The following is an 18,056-nucleotide window of genomic DNA, read 5'->3' as shown; positions in this document are numbered from 1 at the left end:
ATGATAATAAAAGAAAATGTACCTGTTTGGGTCGATGAGAGCAGGTGTAAGGCCTGCGACGTCTGTGTGAGCTACTGTCCAGCAGGCGTGCTAGCGATGAGGCTTGAGCCAAAAGCAGTGCTTGGTAAGATGATAGAGGTCGTCTATGCTGACTCATGCATAGGCTGTCGCGACTGCGAGCTTCATTGCCCTGATTTTGCCATTTATGTGGCTGAAAAAGGCTTTAAATTTGCAAAGCTAACGCCTGAGAGCAAAGAGCGAGCTACTGCCGTAAAGGCAAATAAATTTGCAAAGCTTGGAGAGAGCGCATGAGAGAGCTAGTATCAACTGGAAATGCCCTAGTAGCAAGGGCTGCTGTCGAGTGTGGCTGTAACTTCTTTGGCGGATATCCGATCACTCCAAGTAGCGAGATCGCCCACGAGCTAAGCGTGCTTTTGCCAAAACATGGCGGCACATTTATACAAATGGAAGATGAGATAGCTGGGATTTCAGTTTCTCTTGGCGCAAGTGCGAGTGGTGCTAAGGCGATGACTGCTAGCTCAGGACCTGGAATTTCACTAAAGGCTGAGCAAATAGGCCTTGGCTTTATAGCTGAGATACCACTTGTCATCGTAAACGTTATGCGCGGTGGCCCATCAACTGGCTTGCCAACCCGCGTCGCACAAGGCGATATCTTGCAGGCTAAAAACCCAACTCACGGCGATGTAAATATGATAGTTTTGGCCCCTAGTAGCCTAGAGGAGTGCTATACGCAGACAGTTCGAGCGTTTAACCTCGCAGCTAGGTTTATGACGCCAGTTATGCTACTACTTGATGAGACGATAGGACACATGCAAGCAAGGGTGCGTTTGCCTGAGATTAGCGAGCTAGAAATTTATAAAAGAAGAGAATTTAGCGGTGAGCCAAAAGGGTATAAACCTTACGAGGCCGCACCAGATGAGCCAGCCACGCTAAATCCTTTCTTTAAAGGCTACCACTACCATATCACTGGGCTTCATCACGGAGCAACTGGCTTTCCAACAGAAGATGGAAAAATCGTTGAATACTCGATGAATAGGCTGCTTAATAAGATAAATTTACACACTGATGAGTGCGAGAAATTTGAAGAGTTTATGCTAAATGACGCTGAAATTTGCATCATCGCCTTTGGTAGCGTGGCGCTTTCAGCCAAACAAGCGATATTAAATTTACGTGAAAAAGGGCTAAAAGTAGGGCTATTTAAGCCACTCACACTTTTTCCAGCTCCAGCTAAAAAGCTAAAAGAGATATCAAATAAATTTAATAAAATTTTAGTCTGCGAGCTAAATTTAGGCCAGTATAGTGGCGAAATTTCAAAGATCATCTTAAGAGATGACTTTGCAAAACTGCTAAAAGCAAACGGCAGACCGATAAGCCCAAGCGAGATCGAGGCAAAGATAGGAGAAATTTATGGCTTTTAATTATGATAAATATTTACGAACAGATAAAATGCCTACTCTTTGGTGCTGGGGCTGTGGCGACGGCGTCATACTAAAGGCGCTCATCCGAGCTATCGACACCATGGGCTGGGACATGAACGATGTTTGTGTGGTCTCAGGCATAGGCTGCTCTGGCCGCTTTAGTGGATACCTCGACTGCAACACCATCCACACAACTCACGGCAGAGCCGTAGCCTACGCCACTGGCGTAAAGATGGCAAATCCAGACAAGCACGTCATTGTTGTAACTGGCGATGGCGACGGACTAGCGATAGGAGGCAACCACACGATACATGGATGCCGCCGAAATATCGGGCTAAATCACATCCTTGTAAACAACTTCATCTACGCGCTAACAAACTCGCAAACCAGCCCAACCACGCCAAAGGGCATGTGGACGGTCACAGCGCAGTATGGCAACATCGATCCTAGCTTTGATGCCTGTAAGCTTGCAACCGCCGCAGGTGCTAGCTTTGTCGCGCGTGGAAGTGTCATCGAGCCAGAGAAGCTTACAAAGCTCTTTGTAGAGGGCTTTAGCCACGATGGATACAGCTTTTTTGATGTATTTTCAAACTGCCATATAAATTTAGGTCGCAAGAACAAAATGGGCGAGGCGGTGAAAAATTTAGAGTGGATAAAAGGCCGCACGACTAGCAAGGTCAAATTTGACATGCTAAGTGACGAGGAGAAAGAGGGCATTTTCCCACTTGGCGTGCTTCATAAAGATGAAGAAAAGATCGAATACACCAAGGCTTACGACATGGTAAGAAGGGCTGCTATGAGCGGTGAGGCGATAGATTTTAAGGAGCTAGCATGAAGTCACAGCTAAGATTTGTCGGCGTTGGCGGACAGGGCGTCATACTAGCAGGCGAGATCCTCTCAGCTGCCAAAATAAAGGCAGGCGGATACGGCATCAAGGCCTCTACCTACACATCTCAGGTGCGTGGCGGCCCAACAAAGGTCGATATCATACTTGATGAGAAGGAAATTTTATACCCTTATGCAAACGAGGGCGAGATAGAATTTATGCTAGCAACTGCGCAGATAAGCTACAACGCCTTTAAAAGCGGCGTGAAAGAGGGCGGTGCAATCGTGGTTGAGCCAAATTTAGTAAAGGTGAGCGATGAAGACAAAAAGCGCTGGAAAATTTATGAAATTCCTATCATCTCTATCGCAAAAGACGAGGTCGGAAATGTCATCACTCAAAGTGTCGTCGCCCTTGGCGTAGCAGTGGCAATGAGTAAATGCATGGATGAAAATTTAGTGCGTGAAGAGATGCTAGCAAGCGTGCCAGCTAAGGTCAAAGAGGCAAACGCAAAAGCTTACGAGCTAGGTCTAAAATACGCAAAAGTGCTTTTAAAATAAATTTTGGCTAATTTTTAGCCAAAATTCTACTATAAACAAAAAATCAGCATTTATTATATTTTTATCAATTATTACTTTTCTTAAAATTTTAAGCATCACTTATCGATATAAAAGATTATATTTATAGTATTTATTTATCTTATCAAAGCTATGAAATTTTTAAAAGTTGTTCTCATAATGCCTTATTTTAGCTTTATTAAATAAAATGTATTTTTAAATATTTAATAAATTAATAAATTATATTTAAGATTTGTTTTAGTAACATTTCAGACGTAAAATTTTTATAAAAGGAGTAAAAATTGAGTTACAAAATCTCGGTTGCAACATGTGCTGCACTTTTGATGTGCAGTGGTTTTTTAAGTCAAGTTTTTGCTGTGCAAACGACAAAGCTTGAGGGTATCGAAGTAAATTCAGTCGGTGACAACATCAGCGAAAGTGGCATCGATGAGGGAATTTTAAACAAAAGAGTAGCCGCTGGTCCTTTGGCTGACAAAAAAGTTATAGATATGCCTTATCAAGTAAATACGATCTCAAAAGAGGTTCTTGTTAATCAAGGCGTTCAAGGTTTTGAAGATGCAGTTAGGTACTTCCCCTCAGCACAAATTCAATATCGTGGCGGTGGCGATGTTGGTCGTCCGCAAACTCGTGGCTTTCAAGGCTCAGTCGTAGGTAACGTCCTTTGGGATGGTTTTTATGCTTCATCAACCACAGCTATACCTATGGCTATGTTTGAGAGCTTGCAAATCCAAAACGGACTTGCTGGCTCGCTTTATGGTGGTGCTACACCTTCTGGATATTTTCTCTACTCTCGTAAGCGACCAGTCCCACTTCAAAATATCATCTGGACTGATTACAGCTCAAGGTCAAATTTAGGTGTAGGACTTGATACTTCAAATAAATTTGAAAAAGTTGGATATAGGGGTGTATTTTACTACTCAGGTGGAGAAAAGAACGCTAAAGATAGTAAATTCTCTCGTCGCTTAGCCTCACTTGGACTTGATTTTTATCTTACAGAGAATTTAACACTTGAGACAAACTTTAGTCACTATGAGCATAAAAACTCAGGTATGCCAGGTGGATTTAGTATGCCATTAACAAACGGAGTTGCAGACTTTGACGTACCAAGCCCTGTAAAAGATACCAAACGCGGACTTGAGCAGTCTTTTGGTGGCAATCACCTTAAAACAACGACAGCTAGTGTAAAACTAAAATACGCCCCAACAGAGAACTGGTATTTTGAAGGTGGCTATCAGTGGCAAAAGGCTATCCGTGATATGTATGGCACCGATGGAAAATTCTTAAATCAAAATGGAGATTATGAAGTTACTAAAAGTGGTGGCAGTGGTCCATCTGGCAGATTTGATGTAGACAGCTGGTTTTTAAAAGGTTTGACAAATTTTGAAACAGGTCCTTTATCGCATAATTTTGCCGTAGCTACAAATGGATACCGCTGGACTATTTATAGTGCTAGAAATAGTGGCGGTAGAGCAAATCTTGGCACGTCAAATTTGTATAACCCAAGAATCTTTAACGATCCACATGTAGCAAAAGGAAGTGGTAGATATAAAAGTAGTAGTAGCGATATGAAAAATATTTCTGTTGTTGATGATATTAAATTTAATGACTACTTCAGCACTATCTTATCAGTTTCAAGAAGCTGGTTTACAAGCTATAAGCTAGATCCATCTAAAGAGAAAAACTATGATAAAAGTGGCTTTAACTACGGTGTAAGCCTTGTCTATAAGCCAGTTGAAAACGTAAGCCTTTATACTACTTATGCAGATAGTATCTCAAATGAACAATCAACTTATACTTTTAGAAGAGGACCTAGAGCAGGTGAGACTTTAACAGTAGAGCCTATTAGAAGCAAACAATATGAGATCGGTGCGAAAGCAAGACTAGGTGAGCTTGATCTATCAGCTGCGATCTTTGAGATCAAACGCCCGGTAGCATATCTAGTCGGTAGCGGAGCAAGTGCAGAGTATAAAATTCAAGGCACACAAAGAAACCGCGGCTTTGAGCTAACTACTGGCGGAAAGCTTGTTGACACATTAAGTATGTATGGTGGCTTTACACTTCTTGATGCTAAGATAAAAAATGCTAAAGATGGCGTGTCTGAAGGCAAAACAGTTATCGGTGAGCCAAAATTTCAAACAAATGTCTTGTTTGACTACGCTGTGCCAAACACAAACAAACTTGCATTTACAACAAATTTCCACTACACAGGCAAACGCTACATCGACAATGCTAATGCTCATAGCGTAAATGGCTACTTCACAACCGATATTGGAGCTAGATACACTACAAAAGCTTGGCTGGGCAAAGAGACAACTATAAGATTTGACATAAATAACCTCTTTGATAAAAAATACTGGGCAGGAATGTTCCCATCTGATGTAGATGGAGCGATTGCTGGACGCGGAACCTCGCTTTTCTTAGGACAAAGCAGAACCTTCATGCTTTCAGCTCAGGTTAAATTCTAAAACCAAAACTAAAGCCAAATTTATTTTGGCTTTAGGCTCTTTAAATTTGTCCTTTTTGTAGGGCAGATTTAAATAACCAAAGGGAGAGAGATGCAAGGGCTGGTTGATTATCAAGCGATTTTGGAGCGAATGTTTTTGCCTACTTTACAAAAAGTAAAGGGCAAAGATGGCGGCGTAAACTGGGATGATTACGCAGATATGTATAATGAGATGACCGGCATGGAGACGGCCTCTACACTAAATTTACTCTCAAACCTGCCTATCACAAAAGATGACAGCGTGCTTGACGTGGGGTGTGGTCCAGCAAGGCTTAGCTTGCCACTTGCAAAGCTAGCAAAGAGCGTTAGTGCGCTAGATCCGTTTGCAAAAATGCTTGAATACGCCAAGAAAAATGCAAAAGAGGCTGGAGTAAAAAATATAAATTTCATCCAAAAAGACTGGAGTGATGAGGCGAGCATAAAGGGCTTGCCAAAACATGACATCGTGCTAGCATCACGCTCGGTTGGTCTTTTTGATATAAAAAAGCTTTGCAGATTTGCTAAAAAATATGTCGTGATGACCTCGTTTTTACCAGATCATCCAAGCCTAAAAGATATCTGGCAAGACTTCTTAAAAGGGATAAAAGATGAAAAAGAGGCAGCTCTTAGCGATAGGAGATTTGGCTACAACTTTATCTTTAACATCGCCTATGACATGGGGGCAAATCCAAATTTAAAGATAATCGACACCATTTATGAGAGGGATTTTGCTAGCCTTGAAGAGGCGTTTTCTTATTTTAGATTTGTCGGTGAGATCGCGCCTGAAAAAGAAGAAATTTACAAAGAAAATGTAAAAAGCTACCTCACAAAGACCAAAAGCGGCTTTAAATTTAAAAGAGAGACGAGGAGCTATCTTATCTGGTGGGACGTGCGGGAGATGAAATTTGAGTAGCAAAAAGATCATTTTCGCATTATTTGCGCTTCTTTTGCTGGTGCTCTTTTTTTCGCTAGGTATCGGACGCTACGAGATAAGCTACGCTCAAATTTTTGAGTTTATAAGATCAGCCATTTTAAACGAGCAACCAAGCGACGAGCAAGGCTACACGGTTTTTACGCTCATTCGTTTGCCAAGGGTGCTTTTTGCCGTCCTTGTTGGAGCAGCGCTTGCTAGCTCTGGAGCTGTCTATCAAGGTCTTTTTAAAAATCCTTTAGTCTCGCCTGACATCCTTGGTGTCTCAAGTGGTGCAGCTGTGGGAGCTAGCGTGGCTATCATCTTAAATTTTAACTACATAGGCGTGCAGCTTAGCGCTTTTGCTTGCGGTCTTTTTGCCGTTTTCGCCGTCGTTTTTATAAGCAGTGTCATCGCAAAGGGCAGGCTAAATTTACTCGTGATGGTACTAACTGGCATCGTCATCTCATCTCTTTTTGGAGCGCTTAGCTCGCTCATAAAATTTCTAGCTGACAGCGAGGATAAGCTACCAGAAGTTACTTTTTGGCTGATGGGAAGCCTAGCAAGAAGCGGCGGATATAAAAATTTAGCTCTACTTTTTTGCGTAGTCATGATCTGCCTTGTGCCACTTTTCATGCTTCGCTACAAGCTAAATACGCTTAGTTTTGGCGAAGAAGAGGCTAGGGCGATGGGGCTAAATGTAAAATTTTACAACATCATAATCATCATCGCTTCAACGCTTCTAACCGCTACTTGTGTCTCATTTTGCGGTATCGTGGGCTGGGTGGGGCTTGTCATCCCTCACATCATGCGCTTTGTCGTGGGGGCAAATTTCATCACGCTCTTTCCAGCTTCACTGCTTGGTGGAGGGCTATTTTTACTGATAGTTGATACCACTTCACGCAGTCTAATGGTAAGCGAGATCCCACTTGGCGTCATCACTTCGCTAGTTGGCGCGCCTCTTTTTGTCTATCTACTCTATAAGAGCAAAAAGGGTTTTGCGTGAAATTTGAGATAAAAAATTTAAGCTGCGGCTACGACAAAAAGGTCGTTATAGAAAATTTCAATGCAAATTTACAAGATGGCGACATCTTTTGCCTGCTTGGTAGCAATGGCGTTGGCAAAACGACGACGTTTAAGACTATACTTGGCTTTTTAAAGCCACTTGGGGGCGAAATTTTAATAGACAGCAAAGATGCGCTAAAAATGAGCGAAAAAGAGCGAGCAAGCTTTATAAGCTACGTCCCGCAAGCTCACACGCCGCCATTTGCTTTTAACGTTTTTGACGTGGTGATGATGAGTGCAAATGCCAGACTTGGTATATTTGAGCGCCCTAGCAAAGAGGATGAGAAGATAGCGCTAGATGCGTTAAAGACGCTAAATTTAGAGAGCTTTAAAGATAAAATTTACACCGATCTAAGCGGTGGCGAGCGGCAAATGGTGCTGATAGCTAGGGCTTTAGCGCAACGCTCAAAGGTTATGCTACTTGACGAGCCAACGACAAATTTAGACTTTGGTAATCAAATGCGAGTTTTAAAAGAGATAAAAAAGCTCGCAAAGCAAGGCTACATCATTATCCTCACCTCGCATCAGCCAGAGCAGGTCTTTTATCTAAATGCAAAGGTTGCGATGCTTGGGCGTGATAAAAACTACATCTACGGCGAGGCTAGCGAGGTGATGAATGGCGAAAATTTAAAGAAAATTTACGGCGTAGATATACGAGTGGTGAAAAATATCGTCGATGAGCGCGAGCATTACTCTTGCGTGATGGTGGATTGAAAGGAGAATATATGTTTAAGAAAATTTTGCTTTTGGCTTTTTTGCTTGTTAGTTTGCAAGCAAGAGTGGTGCTTGATGGCGACGATAAAAAGGTAGAAGTGCCTGATGTGATCGAGCGTGCGACGCCTTTGATAGGGGCTTTTGTGCAAGTCTCTGCGATGCTTGGTAACGAGGATCATATAATTAGCGGTGCGCCAAAACTGCCTGCGCTCATGTCAAAAATTTTTCCAAAAATAAAGAGCAACGATAACAAAAGTGGCATGCTAAGTAGCAGCGTCGAGACTATCATCGCGTCAAAAACGCAAGTTGTTTTTGGGCCAGTTGGTATGATGTTTGATGAAAATAGCAAGGCTCAGCTTGAGAGCGCTGGCATCGCAGTTGTGAAGATAGATAAATTTCAAAGCATCAAAGAGATACAAGATAGCTTTAGCAAGATCGCTGAAATTTGGGGCGAAAAGAGCGTAAAAAGGGCGCGTGAGTTTAATGACTATTTTAACGACAACATAAAATTTGTAAGCCAAAAAACAGCAAATTTAACGCCAAAAAAGAGAGTTTTGGTGCTTAACTATAGCTCAGGAAACTTTAACACCATCAGCTCAAAAGATATCGGCGCTGAGTATATTAGCGTGGCTGGTGGTATAAATTTAAGCTCAGAGCTAAGCGATGGGGATTTTAAAATTTCAAAAGCGATAAACGAAGAGCAAGTCATCATCTTTAACCCAGACATAATCATCACAAATTCACAAAAAAGTGCCGATGCTATCGCTAAAAATGCATCATTTGCTAAGCTAAAAGCTGTGCAAAATGGAGAAATTTTTGTAGTGCCAAGTGGCGTTTATCTTTGGAGCGTAAGAAGCGCTGAAGGTGCGTTATATCCGCTTTGGCTGGCTAAGACATTTTACCCAGAGCAGTTTAGCGACCTAAATTTAGAGCAAAAAACAAGAGAGTTTTACGAGAGATTTTATAACTACAAGCTAAGTGATAGCGAGCTAAAAGAAATTTTGCACCCAAAGGGTGAATTCTGATAATAGGACAAAAATAATGTTATTTATTATATTTAATATATTTATTTAAGTATAAAAGCAAATTTATCTTTCTAATATCCTAAAAAAGAGCTTCTAAAGCTTAAAAACTCAAAAATAAAAATAAACTTCAAATTGGTAGAAATTTTTATATATCTTATAAATTTTTCTACCATTAAATTTATATAAATTACCTTTAAAAGCCTATTTTATCCTTTTTGATTTTAATATTAGCTCTCATTTCTTAATCTAAAATAAATCTTTATGTTTCTTTTAAGTAAATTTAATGTAATCTTTTATTATTAATTATTTAATTAATATAGTTGTTTTAAAAAATATTAAGAAATGAACTGGCGGTGCGTTTTAAACGCTAAAAATTTACTAAGATAGGAAGTTATCAATGAGTGAAAAATTTACCAGAAGAGAATTTCTACAAAGTGCCTGTATCAGCGTAGGTGCGCTAGCTACAACAGCTGGTACGACCAATGTTTTTGCTGGTGAGTTGCCAAAAGGCAATGAAAGTGGCTTACCATCTGTTGATGTGCTAATAATCGGCTCTGGCGGTGCTGGACTTCGTGCAGCAACAGCCGTTCGCAAGCAATATCCAAACTCAACCGTCGTTGTTGCTACAAAGATGATGCCATCACGTAATGCGACCTGTATGGCGGAGGGCGGAATAAACGGCGTTACTGACTTTAGTAATGGCGATAGCTTCAAGCTTCACGCTTATGACACAGTTAAAGGTGCGGCTTATCTTGCCGATCAAGATGCAGTTGTGAAATTTTGCGAGGCAGCAGGCGCAGTTATCCACGAGCTAGACCACAATGGCATGCTCTTTTCTCGTATAGATAATGGTGACGTGTCCCGTAAAGATAATGGTGATGTTGCGTTTCGCTTCATGGGTGGCGCTAGCAAAAAACGCTGTAACTACGCAGCTGATAAAACTGGTCACGTTTTGATGCACGCCTGTCTTGACGATGCTATCACAGCTGGCGTTAAATTTCTAATGGATCATGAGCTACTTGAGATCGGTCTTGAGGATGGCAAGGTTGAAGGCGTCGTTCTTCGCAACATCCAAGATGGTCAAATTTACCCAGTTCTTTGCAAATCTCTAGTCATCGCAACTGGCGGATACACTAGAATTTTTTATAACCGCACATCAGTTCCATTTATAGCAACTGGTGATGGCATCGCTGCTGCGCTTAAAGCAGGTCTTGGTTTTGAAGACCCTGAGATGCTTCAGTTTCACCCAACTGGCGTTCAAAATGGTGGCACATTAATCACTGAAGCAGCCCGCGGCGAGGGCGGATACTTGTTAAACAACAAGGGCGAGCGCTTTATGAAAAACTATCATGAAAAGATGGAACTAGCTCCTCGTGACGTCGTCGCTCGTGCGATCGAGACAGAAATTCGCGAGGGTAGAGGCTTTGGCGAGGGCATGAGCGCTTACGTGCTTTGTGACGTTCGCCACCTTGGCAAAGATACTATTATGAAAAAGCTTCCAAAAATTCGCCACACTGCTATGCTTTTCCAAAATATCGATCTAATCGAGCAACCAGTGCCTATCCGTCCAACAGCTCACTACTCAATGGGTGGTATAGAGGTAGCTAAATTTGATGATATGAGCACAAAAATCCCTGGAATTTATGTAGGTGGTGAGGCTTCATGTGTATCTATCCACGGTGCAAACCGCCTTGGTGGAAACAGCCTAACTGACGCAGTTGTAACTGGCGATCTAGCTGGCAAGGGTGCTGGCGCTTACGCTCAAAATGCAAAATTTGCAAGCGGAAAGAAAACTTCTGAGCTAGTAAAAATGTGGCAAGATAAATTTAAATCTATCGCAACAGGCGAGGGCGGAGTGAACGATATGTACGCGCTTCGTGAAGAGCTTGGTAAAAACAACTGGGATCTAATGGGTATCTTTAGAACAGGCGACAAGCTAGATCAGCTCTCTAAAAATTTAGAAGCTATCCAAGCAAAATATGACGCCATCAAAGTGCCAAATAAAAATCCAGTCATGAATACAGCATTTACCGACTATGTCGAGCTTGGCAACCTTATACTTCTTTCTCGTGCAGCATGCCTTGCAGCGCAAAATCGTCTTGAGAGCCGTGGCGCTCACACAAGAGAGGACTATCCAAAAAGAGATGATGTAAATTTCTTAAAACACAGCATAGTCACACTAAAAGACGGCAAGCTCGAACTTAGCTACAAAGACGTTGTGACAGGCATATTTTCACTTGACGGCAAGAAGCCAGAGTAAGGAGCTAGGATGAAAATTATTATCGACCGCTTTGACGGAACTAAAAAATATGAATCAACTTATGAGCTAACAAATGAAGAGATCAAAGGCAAAACTCTTTTAACAGTGCTTCTTGATATCAAACAAAAAAAGGATGCGACGTTAAATTTCACAGCATCTTGCCGTTCAGCGATATGTGGAGCGTGCGCTGTTAGAGTAAATGGACACTCATATCTAGCCTGTGATACAAAGATGAATGAGCTTTTGGCTGAGTATGACAATCCAGAGAGCATAAGAATTTCTCCACTTGGAAATTTCAGGGTCATCTCTGATCTTATGGTGGACTGGGAACCAAGTATCGAAAATTTACGCAAGATAAAGCCTAGCATTACTGCTAAGTCAGAATTTAGCGCAGAAAAAGGCTGTAAGCAAAGTCAAAAAGAGTATGAAAAAGTAGCGCTTGAATGGGACTGCATACTTTGCGGAGCGTGCGCTAGTGAGTGTAATAAACTTGAAGCTGATGCGAGCGATTATATGCAGCCATTTGTATTTGTGCATGCTTATAGAGCTGCCTTTGACTCACGCAGCAAAGATCCTATGCCGCACCTAAAACCAGCTATCGATAATGGTCTTTGGATGTGCGTAAAGTGCCAAGAGTGTGCTGATCGCTGTCCAAAAGGCATAAGCGCATGTAAAGACATAACTGATCTTCGCATCATGGCTATACAAAAAGGCTTTGATGATGGTATGGGACCAGATCACGCTGAAGCATTCTTAACTGATCTAGTTGATGGCTCAGGCAGACTAAATGAGATCAAGCTTGCGCTTCGCTCTGAGGGAGTGTTTAGAAATATGGGCAAAATGGATATCGCTGCAAATTTAATGCTTGCAGGTAAGATGAATCCACTTCATATTTTCGGCGAAGAGGACATAGAAAGACATGATGATCTAGTAAAAATGATAAATGCGGCTCGCAAAGCTGCTAGTAAGGAGTAATTATGCAAAACGAATTCGCTTTTTTTCCAGGATGCGTACTCTCTCAAGCAGCTAAAGAGGCTAAGATGTCGCTTGAGGCTATCGCTCCGATACTTGGCTGGAAGCTTCACGAGATAAAGGGCTGGAGCTGCTGTGGTGCCCAACAAGCACAAGACGTCGATCCTATCGCTACGCTTGTGGCAAATGCTAGAAATATAGCGCTTGCTGAACAGATGAATATGCCTATGCTTACGACATGCTCAACTTGCATGCTAACTCTAACAAGAGCTAAAACTACGCTTGATAAGGGTGCAAAGGACCGCATAAATACTTTCTTGGCTGAGGGTAATATGAAATACAATGGCTCAATTGAGATCACAAGCCTTCTTTGGGTGCTTTATCAAAACGTAGAAACGCTAAGAGCAAAGGTTGTTAAACCACTTAGCGGGCTAAAAGTAGCGCTATTTTACGGCTGCCACAGCCTAAGACCTGAAAAAGATCTACATAATAGAGAAAGCTCAGTCAATCCAAAGAGCTTTGAAACCGTTGTAGGCGCACTTGGTGCTACTATTGTGCCATTTGAGAAAAGACTTGACTGCTGCGGATTCCACGCTAGCTACCCAGCTGGCACATCTGTAAGAAAAATGTCAAGCCAGATCGTAAATAACGCCGATGAAAACGGCGCTGACGTAGTTGTCACACCATGCCCGCTTTGTCAAATGCAACTTGACATCTACCAAGAGAGATATCAAGATGAAAACCACTCAAACGTGAGAAAGCCAATCATTCACCTGTCTCAGCTTGTAGGTCTTGCACTTGGTCTATCTGTTGAAGATCTTGGACTTGATCTAAACATCATCGACGCTACCAAGATAGCTTAAATTTATCCCACGTCTTTTGGCGTGGGAAATTCTTAAAATTTATTTTTCTATTACAAACAAAGCAAATTTGGCATTTTATAAAAATTTTTAATATAAAAATGGATCAAAAATAATAAAATTTATTATGTAAATTCTTTTATTTATATAAAATATTTTTTAGCTATAATCGCGTGAAATTTTAAATGGATTGATTATTAAATTTAAAGGACTAAATATGCAAAACGTTGGTATAGTCGCAAAAATAAGTGGAAAAGTATTTGTAAAACGCAATGGAAAGTTGATCGCACTAAAACAGGGAGATGAGATATTTTTAGGCGACGAGATCATAACACAAAGCAGCGGTGATACAGTCGTTATAAATTTCTATCACGCTTCGCCTATTGCGCTACTTGAGCCCCAAACTATCGTCATCACAAAAGAGCTATCAAAAGCAAATTTTAATACGCAAGGCAGCGAAGCCCAGATAGAAGAAGATAAGAGAAATTTTCTTGTTGAGAATGAAGAAACAAAAAACAAAGGCGAAGACGACAGCTCTCATAACGCAAGTCATAGTTCTCATGGCTCAAACCACGGTAGTAGCTTTGCAAGCATAAATGGTTTAAATTTTGATACACAAGGTCATATCTCAAATATTATTAGTGTTGATGGTGGTGCGGTTGTACTGCCAGTCATATTAAAAGAGTCGGCATTGGCACATAGGTCTATTAGCGGTGCGGTAGCAGCGGTAGAGCAAAAAGAGAGCGCTCCGGTTATTGTGGCACCAAGTGTTAGAATTTTAAAAGACATTGATGGCGACGGCTATATAAATATTGTAGAAGCAGATGGTGATCCAAATTATACAAGTATAGCGGTTGCCTTTAATAATGACTTTAAGCCAAACGACAAAGTGACATTGGAAGTCGTAAATAACGGTGTAAAGACCATGCTTGTTTATAAGGTTGATCAAGCTGGTACAAGCGTGATAAATATAAATAATCCAAATGAAATTTTACCTATTTCGTCAAATGCTACAAACCCAGAGCAAAAAGAATTTATCATTCCAAGTGTCGCTATCACTCCAAATGCTACATTTAGTGTAAATTCTAGTATCACTCTGGCAAATGGTACTAACTCATCTGTGGCAAATATAGCCACAAGTGTTGACACTATCACTCCAGCTCTTGCTTTTAAAAAGGTAGTTTTGGGTAAAGATTTAAACCGAGATGGCGTCATAGATGCAAGCGAAAATAGCTTTAATCCAGCAATTAGCACACCAAGTGATAATGCAAAGGTCATCTTATCGCCAAATATGAAAATAGGTGACAAGATAAAACTAACTACCACTGATCCTGACGGAACCTTGTATGAAAAGGTACTGGTTAAAACATCACAAAACACGCTTACAGATAAAGAGAGTGGCGAGAGCTATCCGCTCACAAGTGAAAGTGGTGGAAATGTCGGTTTTAACGTAGCAAATGCGGTTAAAATTTCATCTTCAACTCCAACAAATGTAAATATCCAAATGATAAGTAAGTCGGGCAATCCAGGTGCAACTGAAACCATAACCATAGCAAATAACAATGACCCAATCGCTGTTTTTACACTTGATGAGAATAAAGATGGCATGATAAATTTAGCCGAGCTCGCAAAAAGTGGTAGCGCAGCCTTAATGATAGATATTTATGTGCCAAACAATGCTACAGCTGGCGACAAGATCCGTATAAAAGTTGATGATCCAGCTAGTACACCAACAAGCATAACAAAGACATATACCATCTCATCTGACGGACTTACCGCTACGCTTGATGGTGGCACAGAAATTATCCCTATAGAAAATGGCAAGATTACAATTGCTGATCCAACAAACTCGAGCGATCCAAGCATAAAAAGGCTAAGTACGACGATCATTGATGGCACGACTGGCACCCCCAAAGCTTCAAGCGTGAGTGAAATTTCAAGCGACATGGTTGCACCTATTAAGTCCCCACATGTACAGTTTGCAAAAGATAACGATAAAGATGGTGTTCTAACCAGCAAAGAGAGTGGCTTTAGCCCTGATGGCGTAAAGACACCGATAAAGATAAAAATTCCAAACGATGCAAAAGATGGTGATAAATTTGAGATAGATATCACAGGAAGTGATGGTGAAACAGATAAAATCACTATTAAAATTTCTCAAAACACGTCTGGTGTGTATAGTGCCACGAGAGATGATGGTGTACCTATTAGTGTAAATAATGGTACTATAGAGACCACCACAAGGCTTTATGGGCTTACGACAAATTTTACAACTACATTTACTGACAAAGCCGGCAATAAAGCAGCCCCAGTCACAGACAAGATAACTCTAGATAATAGCATAAAGGTGCAGTTTGCAAGAGACAATGATGGTGATGGACTGATAGATAGTATCACAACTCCTTCTGGCTCGTCATCAACTCAAAGCGATCTTGATATCTACCTGCCTAATAATACAAAACCAGGAAGCAGCATAAACGTCACGATATCAACTCCTACCATACCATCTGTTACAACAACTGTCAAATATACCATAAGCGACGATGGATTAACAGCTATACCAAGTGATGGTTCGGCACCGCTTCCAATAGCTGGTGGTAAATTTAGCATACCAGACGTTCCTATTTCTATGGATCATTCTACGCCGGTTAGAGCGACTATCACAACACCTGGCGAGGCTACGACGACTGATGGTGTCCGTGGTAGATTATTTGACTTTGGAATTTTAGAGTATATTGACGATGTAAAGCTTGCTACGCAGATAGATGGAGGAGTTATAAATATCGCAAAATACTTAAGAGCAGGAGATAATGAAAAAGTTATTCAGAAAAATAACTTTGATAATGAGAGCAAAACTATAAAAGAGTACAATATTTCGCTTACTAACGATGAGCAGCCAAATATAGTCTTTGGTGTAGACCGTGCTCCTGGAACCAAGCTTCGTTTAGCTCTTGAAGATGATCATGGTGATGCTAAAATTTTACCAAACGGACAAAACTATATAGACCTAGTTGTAGGTGCGGACAAGCGTGTAAATATGGATTTTGAAGCGCTTGGGATAAAGCTAGATAAAAGATACTCAAATATTAGAGCGACTGTTTTAAAAAGTGATGAAACAAAAGATGATGATCTCTTGGTTCGAGTCGATCTTGATGCTACTCCAGATGCGATAGGCACACCAAATGCTACGTCTAATGTTACTAGTGTAGATATTTCAGGTAGTATCGGAACCGACTCAAATGGCAACAACACTCTTAATAAAAATACCATAAATAAAGTCGATCTTTATGATTTGCTAAATTCTGTTCACAAAAGCTCGTCTCTTGATAATACACATAGCTATTCTGAAAATTTTGCCCTATCAGCCAATAGCACTGGGGCAAATTTTATGATAAAAAATTCTGACGTCGCAGGAAACGTATCTATTAGCACTGTTACATTTATTGGCAACAGTGGTCTTGATGCTGATATGTGGTTTTACAACTACGTAGATCCGTCATGGAGAGCTAGAGTTGGTAACAATTCTGGTGTTTATAGTACGCGAGGAGGTAAGTCTATTTATAAAGACTATATGGAAATTTATTCCCCAAGTGCCTCTACTACCTATGATGTTATGCAGTTTGCTTCAGGAACACACTATAAGACTTTGTCTAATCAAGGAAATATGCATGCAGAGGATTTAGCTAGAGTTGGTAGACATGGAGATAGTGCCTTATACGATGCGTCTAATCCATATGCACCAAAGAAATTTAGAAATGGTGTCGATACTGCTGCTGGCACTGGTGATAACATAGGCTTTGCAAATGGTGTTTTAAAAGGTAGACCCGGCAATTATACCCTTGGTGAGTCAAATCCTGTTGGATCTGATCTTGTTATGAAGATGAATGGCTGGATATATGTAAGTGCACCTGGAATATACTCTGTAAGAGCAGCAGACTTGCATAACTATGCAGAGCTTACTATAAATGGAACGACACAAAAATTTGGAAGTCCAACAACGTATATAAACCCAGCTACGGAAGCATCGTATGGTAAAAATGGTCAGTGGTGGAGTAGGGATTTTACATTTGATAAAGCTGGTTTTTATAAACTTGATATGGAGTATATGGACGGAACTGGTGAGATGAACTTATCTTTATATATGCTTCCAAAAAGTGTAGCAAACACTTATGGCCCTCAAGATCCATATCCTTCATCTATGCTAGTTGGAGCACAAGGCAGCGGCACGCATCTCTTTAGTAATAATTACGTTGAAGCACTTATTCAAAATGGACATCTAAAAAAGATAGGGACTACAAATTCTTACGAGCTAAGTGACGCTAGTAAATACGGCGAATCAAATTTTGGCGATCTAGTATATCTAAGACAAGAGGGCGATATAAAAGGTGGTAACCTAGACGATGCCTTTGTTTATAGTAAAGGTAGAGTGATAGATGGCAGAGGTGGTGTGGATACTCTGATAGTCGTTGATGATATAGATTTTTCAAATTTAGATAACGTTAAAAAGATAAATAACTTTGAAAAGATCCAGCTAGGAAGTGCCGATCAAGCGGTATCTATAAAATTTAGCCCAGATGGTGTCTTTGATATTGTTGATAGCAGAAACACAAGGGATGCAAGCAATAGTGTAGCTAGTGAGAGCGTAAATACAGTGCTAAAGGTAATAGGCGACAGCAAAGACCTAGTACAGCTCACACATGACTTTGTAAAAGCTACAAAAGCTGATGTTGCTACGCTAAATAGAAAACATAGCGTTGTCGGTGACATATACAACAAAGTAGATGTCACAAGCGAGGGTGACGCAGTAAATCAAGTATATAAAGCGACATTTAATCGCCAAGAAACCATCAATGGAAATACAATAAACACAAGACACACTGTTTTTCTTGAGATCCAAGATGGTGTACAGGTCGATTTATTATAAGAAA

13 protein-coding genes are annotated in these 18,056 nt (G+C 40.8%); all 13 read left to right on the top strand.

All coding sequences use genetic code 11. The features are described from left to right. Complete coding sequence (locus tag G5B98_RS04770) at nt 1-312, top strand: 4Fe-4S dicluster domain-containing protein (RefSeq protein ID WP_196086190.1); 312 nt, start codon at nt 1-3, stop codon at nt 310-312. Continuing rightward, complete coding sequence (locus G5B98_RS04765) at nt 309-1,439, top strand: 2-oxoglutarate synthase subunit alpha (RefSeq protein WP_196086189.1); 1,131 nt, start codon at nt 309-311, stop codon at nt 1,437-1,439. Before G5B98_RS04770 ends, G5B98_RS04765 begins: the two co-directional genes overlap by 4 nt. Continuing rightward, nucleotides 1,429-2,274: a 2-oxoglutarate ferredoxin oxidoreductase subunit beta gene (locus G5B98_RS04760; protein ID WP_196086188.1), complete on the top strand. Its 846-nt coding sequence runs from the start codon at nt 1,429-1,431 to the stop codon at nt 2,272-2,274. Before G5B98_RS04765 ends, G5B98_RS04760 begins: the two co-directional genes overlap by 11 nt. Next, nucleotides 2,271-2,822: a 2-oxoacid:acceptor oxidoreductase family protein gene (locus G5B98_RS04755; RefSeq protein ID WP_196086187.1), complete on the top strand. Its 552-nt coding sequence runs from the start codon at nt 2,271-2,273 to the stop codon at nt 2,820-2,822. The genes G5B98_RS04760 and G5B98_RS04755 overlap by 4 nt, the downstream gene beginning before the upstream one ends. Before the next feature lie 299 nt (nt 2,823-3,121). After that, on the top strand, nt 3,122-5,305 hold the full coding sequence (locus G5B98_RS04750; RefSeq protein WP_196086186.1) for a TonB-dependent receptor: 2,184 nt from the start codon (nt 3,122-3,124) through the stop codon (nt 5,303-5,305). Between the two features lie 90 nt (nt 5,306-5,395). Next, entirely contained in the window at nt 5,396-6,235 is an 840-nt protein-coding gene (locus G5B98_RS04745) for a class I SAM-dependent methyltransferase (protein WP_196086185.1), read from the top strand. Continuing rightward, on the top strand, nt 6,228-7,238 hold the full coding sequence (locus G5B98_RS04740; RefSeq protein WP_196086184.1) for a FecCD family ABC transporter permease: 1,011 nt from the start codon (nt 6,228-6,230) through the stop codon (nt 7,236-7,238). Before G5B98_RS04745 ends, G5B98_RS04740 begins: the two co-directional genes overlap by 8 nt. Further along, a complete protein-coding gene (locus tag G5B98_RS04735; protein ID WP_196086183.1) occupies nt 7,235-8,011 on the top strand; it encodes an ABC transporter ATP-binding protein in 777 nt (258 codons plus the stop codon). The genes G5B98_RS04740 and G5B98_RS04735 overlap by 4 nt, the downstream gene beginning before the upstream one ends. Before the next feature lie 11 nt (nt 8,012-8,022). Beyond that, nucleotides 8,023-9,036, top strand: coding sequence for an ABC transporter substrate-binding protein (locus G5B98_RS04730; protein ID WP_196086182.1), 1,014 nt, complete (start codon nt 8,023-8,025; stop codon nt 9,034-9,036). 397 nt (nt 9,037-9,433) lie between these two features. Beyond that, a complete protein-coding gene (gene sdhA, locus G5B98_RS04725) occupies nt 9,434-11,296 on the top strand; it encodes an 8-methylmenaquinol:fumarate reductase flavoprotein subunit (protein WP_196086181.1) in 1,863 nt (620 codons plus the stop codon). Between the two features lie 9 nt (nt 11,297-11,305). Further along, nucleotides 11,306-12,271 carry an 8-methylmenaquinol:fumarate reductase iron-sulfur subunit gene (gene sdhB / locus G5B98_RS04720; protein ID WP_196086180.1) on the top strand — a complete coding sequence of 322 codons (966 nt, stop codon included), beginning with the start codon at nt 11,306-11,308 and terminating at the stop codon, nt 12,269-12,271. 2 nt (nt 12,272-12,273) lie between these two features. Continuing rightward, on the top strand, nt 12,274-13,131 hold the full coding sequence (gene sdhE / locus G5B98_RS04715) for an 8-methylmenaquinol:fumarate reductase membrane anchor subunit (RefSeq protein ID WP_196086179.1): 858 nt from the start codon (nt 12,274-12,276) through the stop codon (nt 13,129-13,131). 214 nt (nt 13,132-13,345) lie between these two features. Then, nucleotides 13,346-18,052: a hypothetical protein gene (locus G5B98_RS04710; protein ID WP_196086178.1), complete on the top strand. Its 4,707-nt coding sequence runs from the start codon at nt 13,346-13,348 to the stop codon at nt 18,050-18,052. Nucleotides 18,053-18,056 lie beyond the last annotated feature (4 nt).

Source organism: Campylobacter concisus (assembly GCF_015679985.1).
Taxonomy (GTDB): domain Bacteria; phylum Campylobacterota; class Campylobacteria; order Campylobacterales; family Campylobacteraceae; genus Campylobacter_A; species Campylobacter_A concisus_AC.
This window is presented reverse-complemented; position numbering and strand designations above follow the sequence as displayed.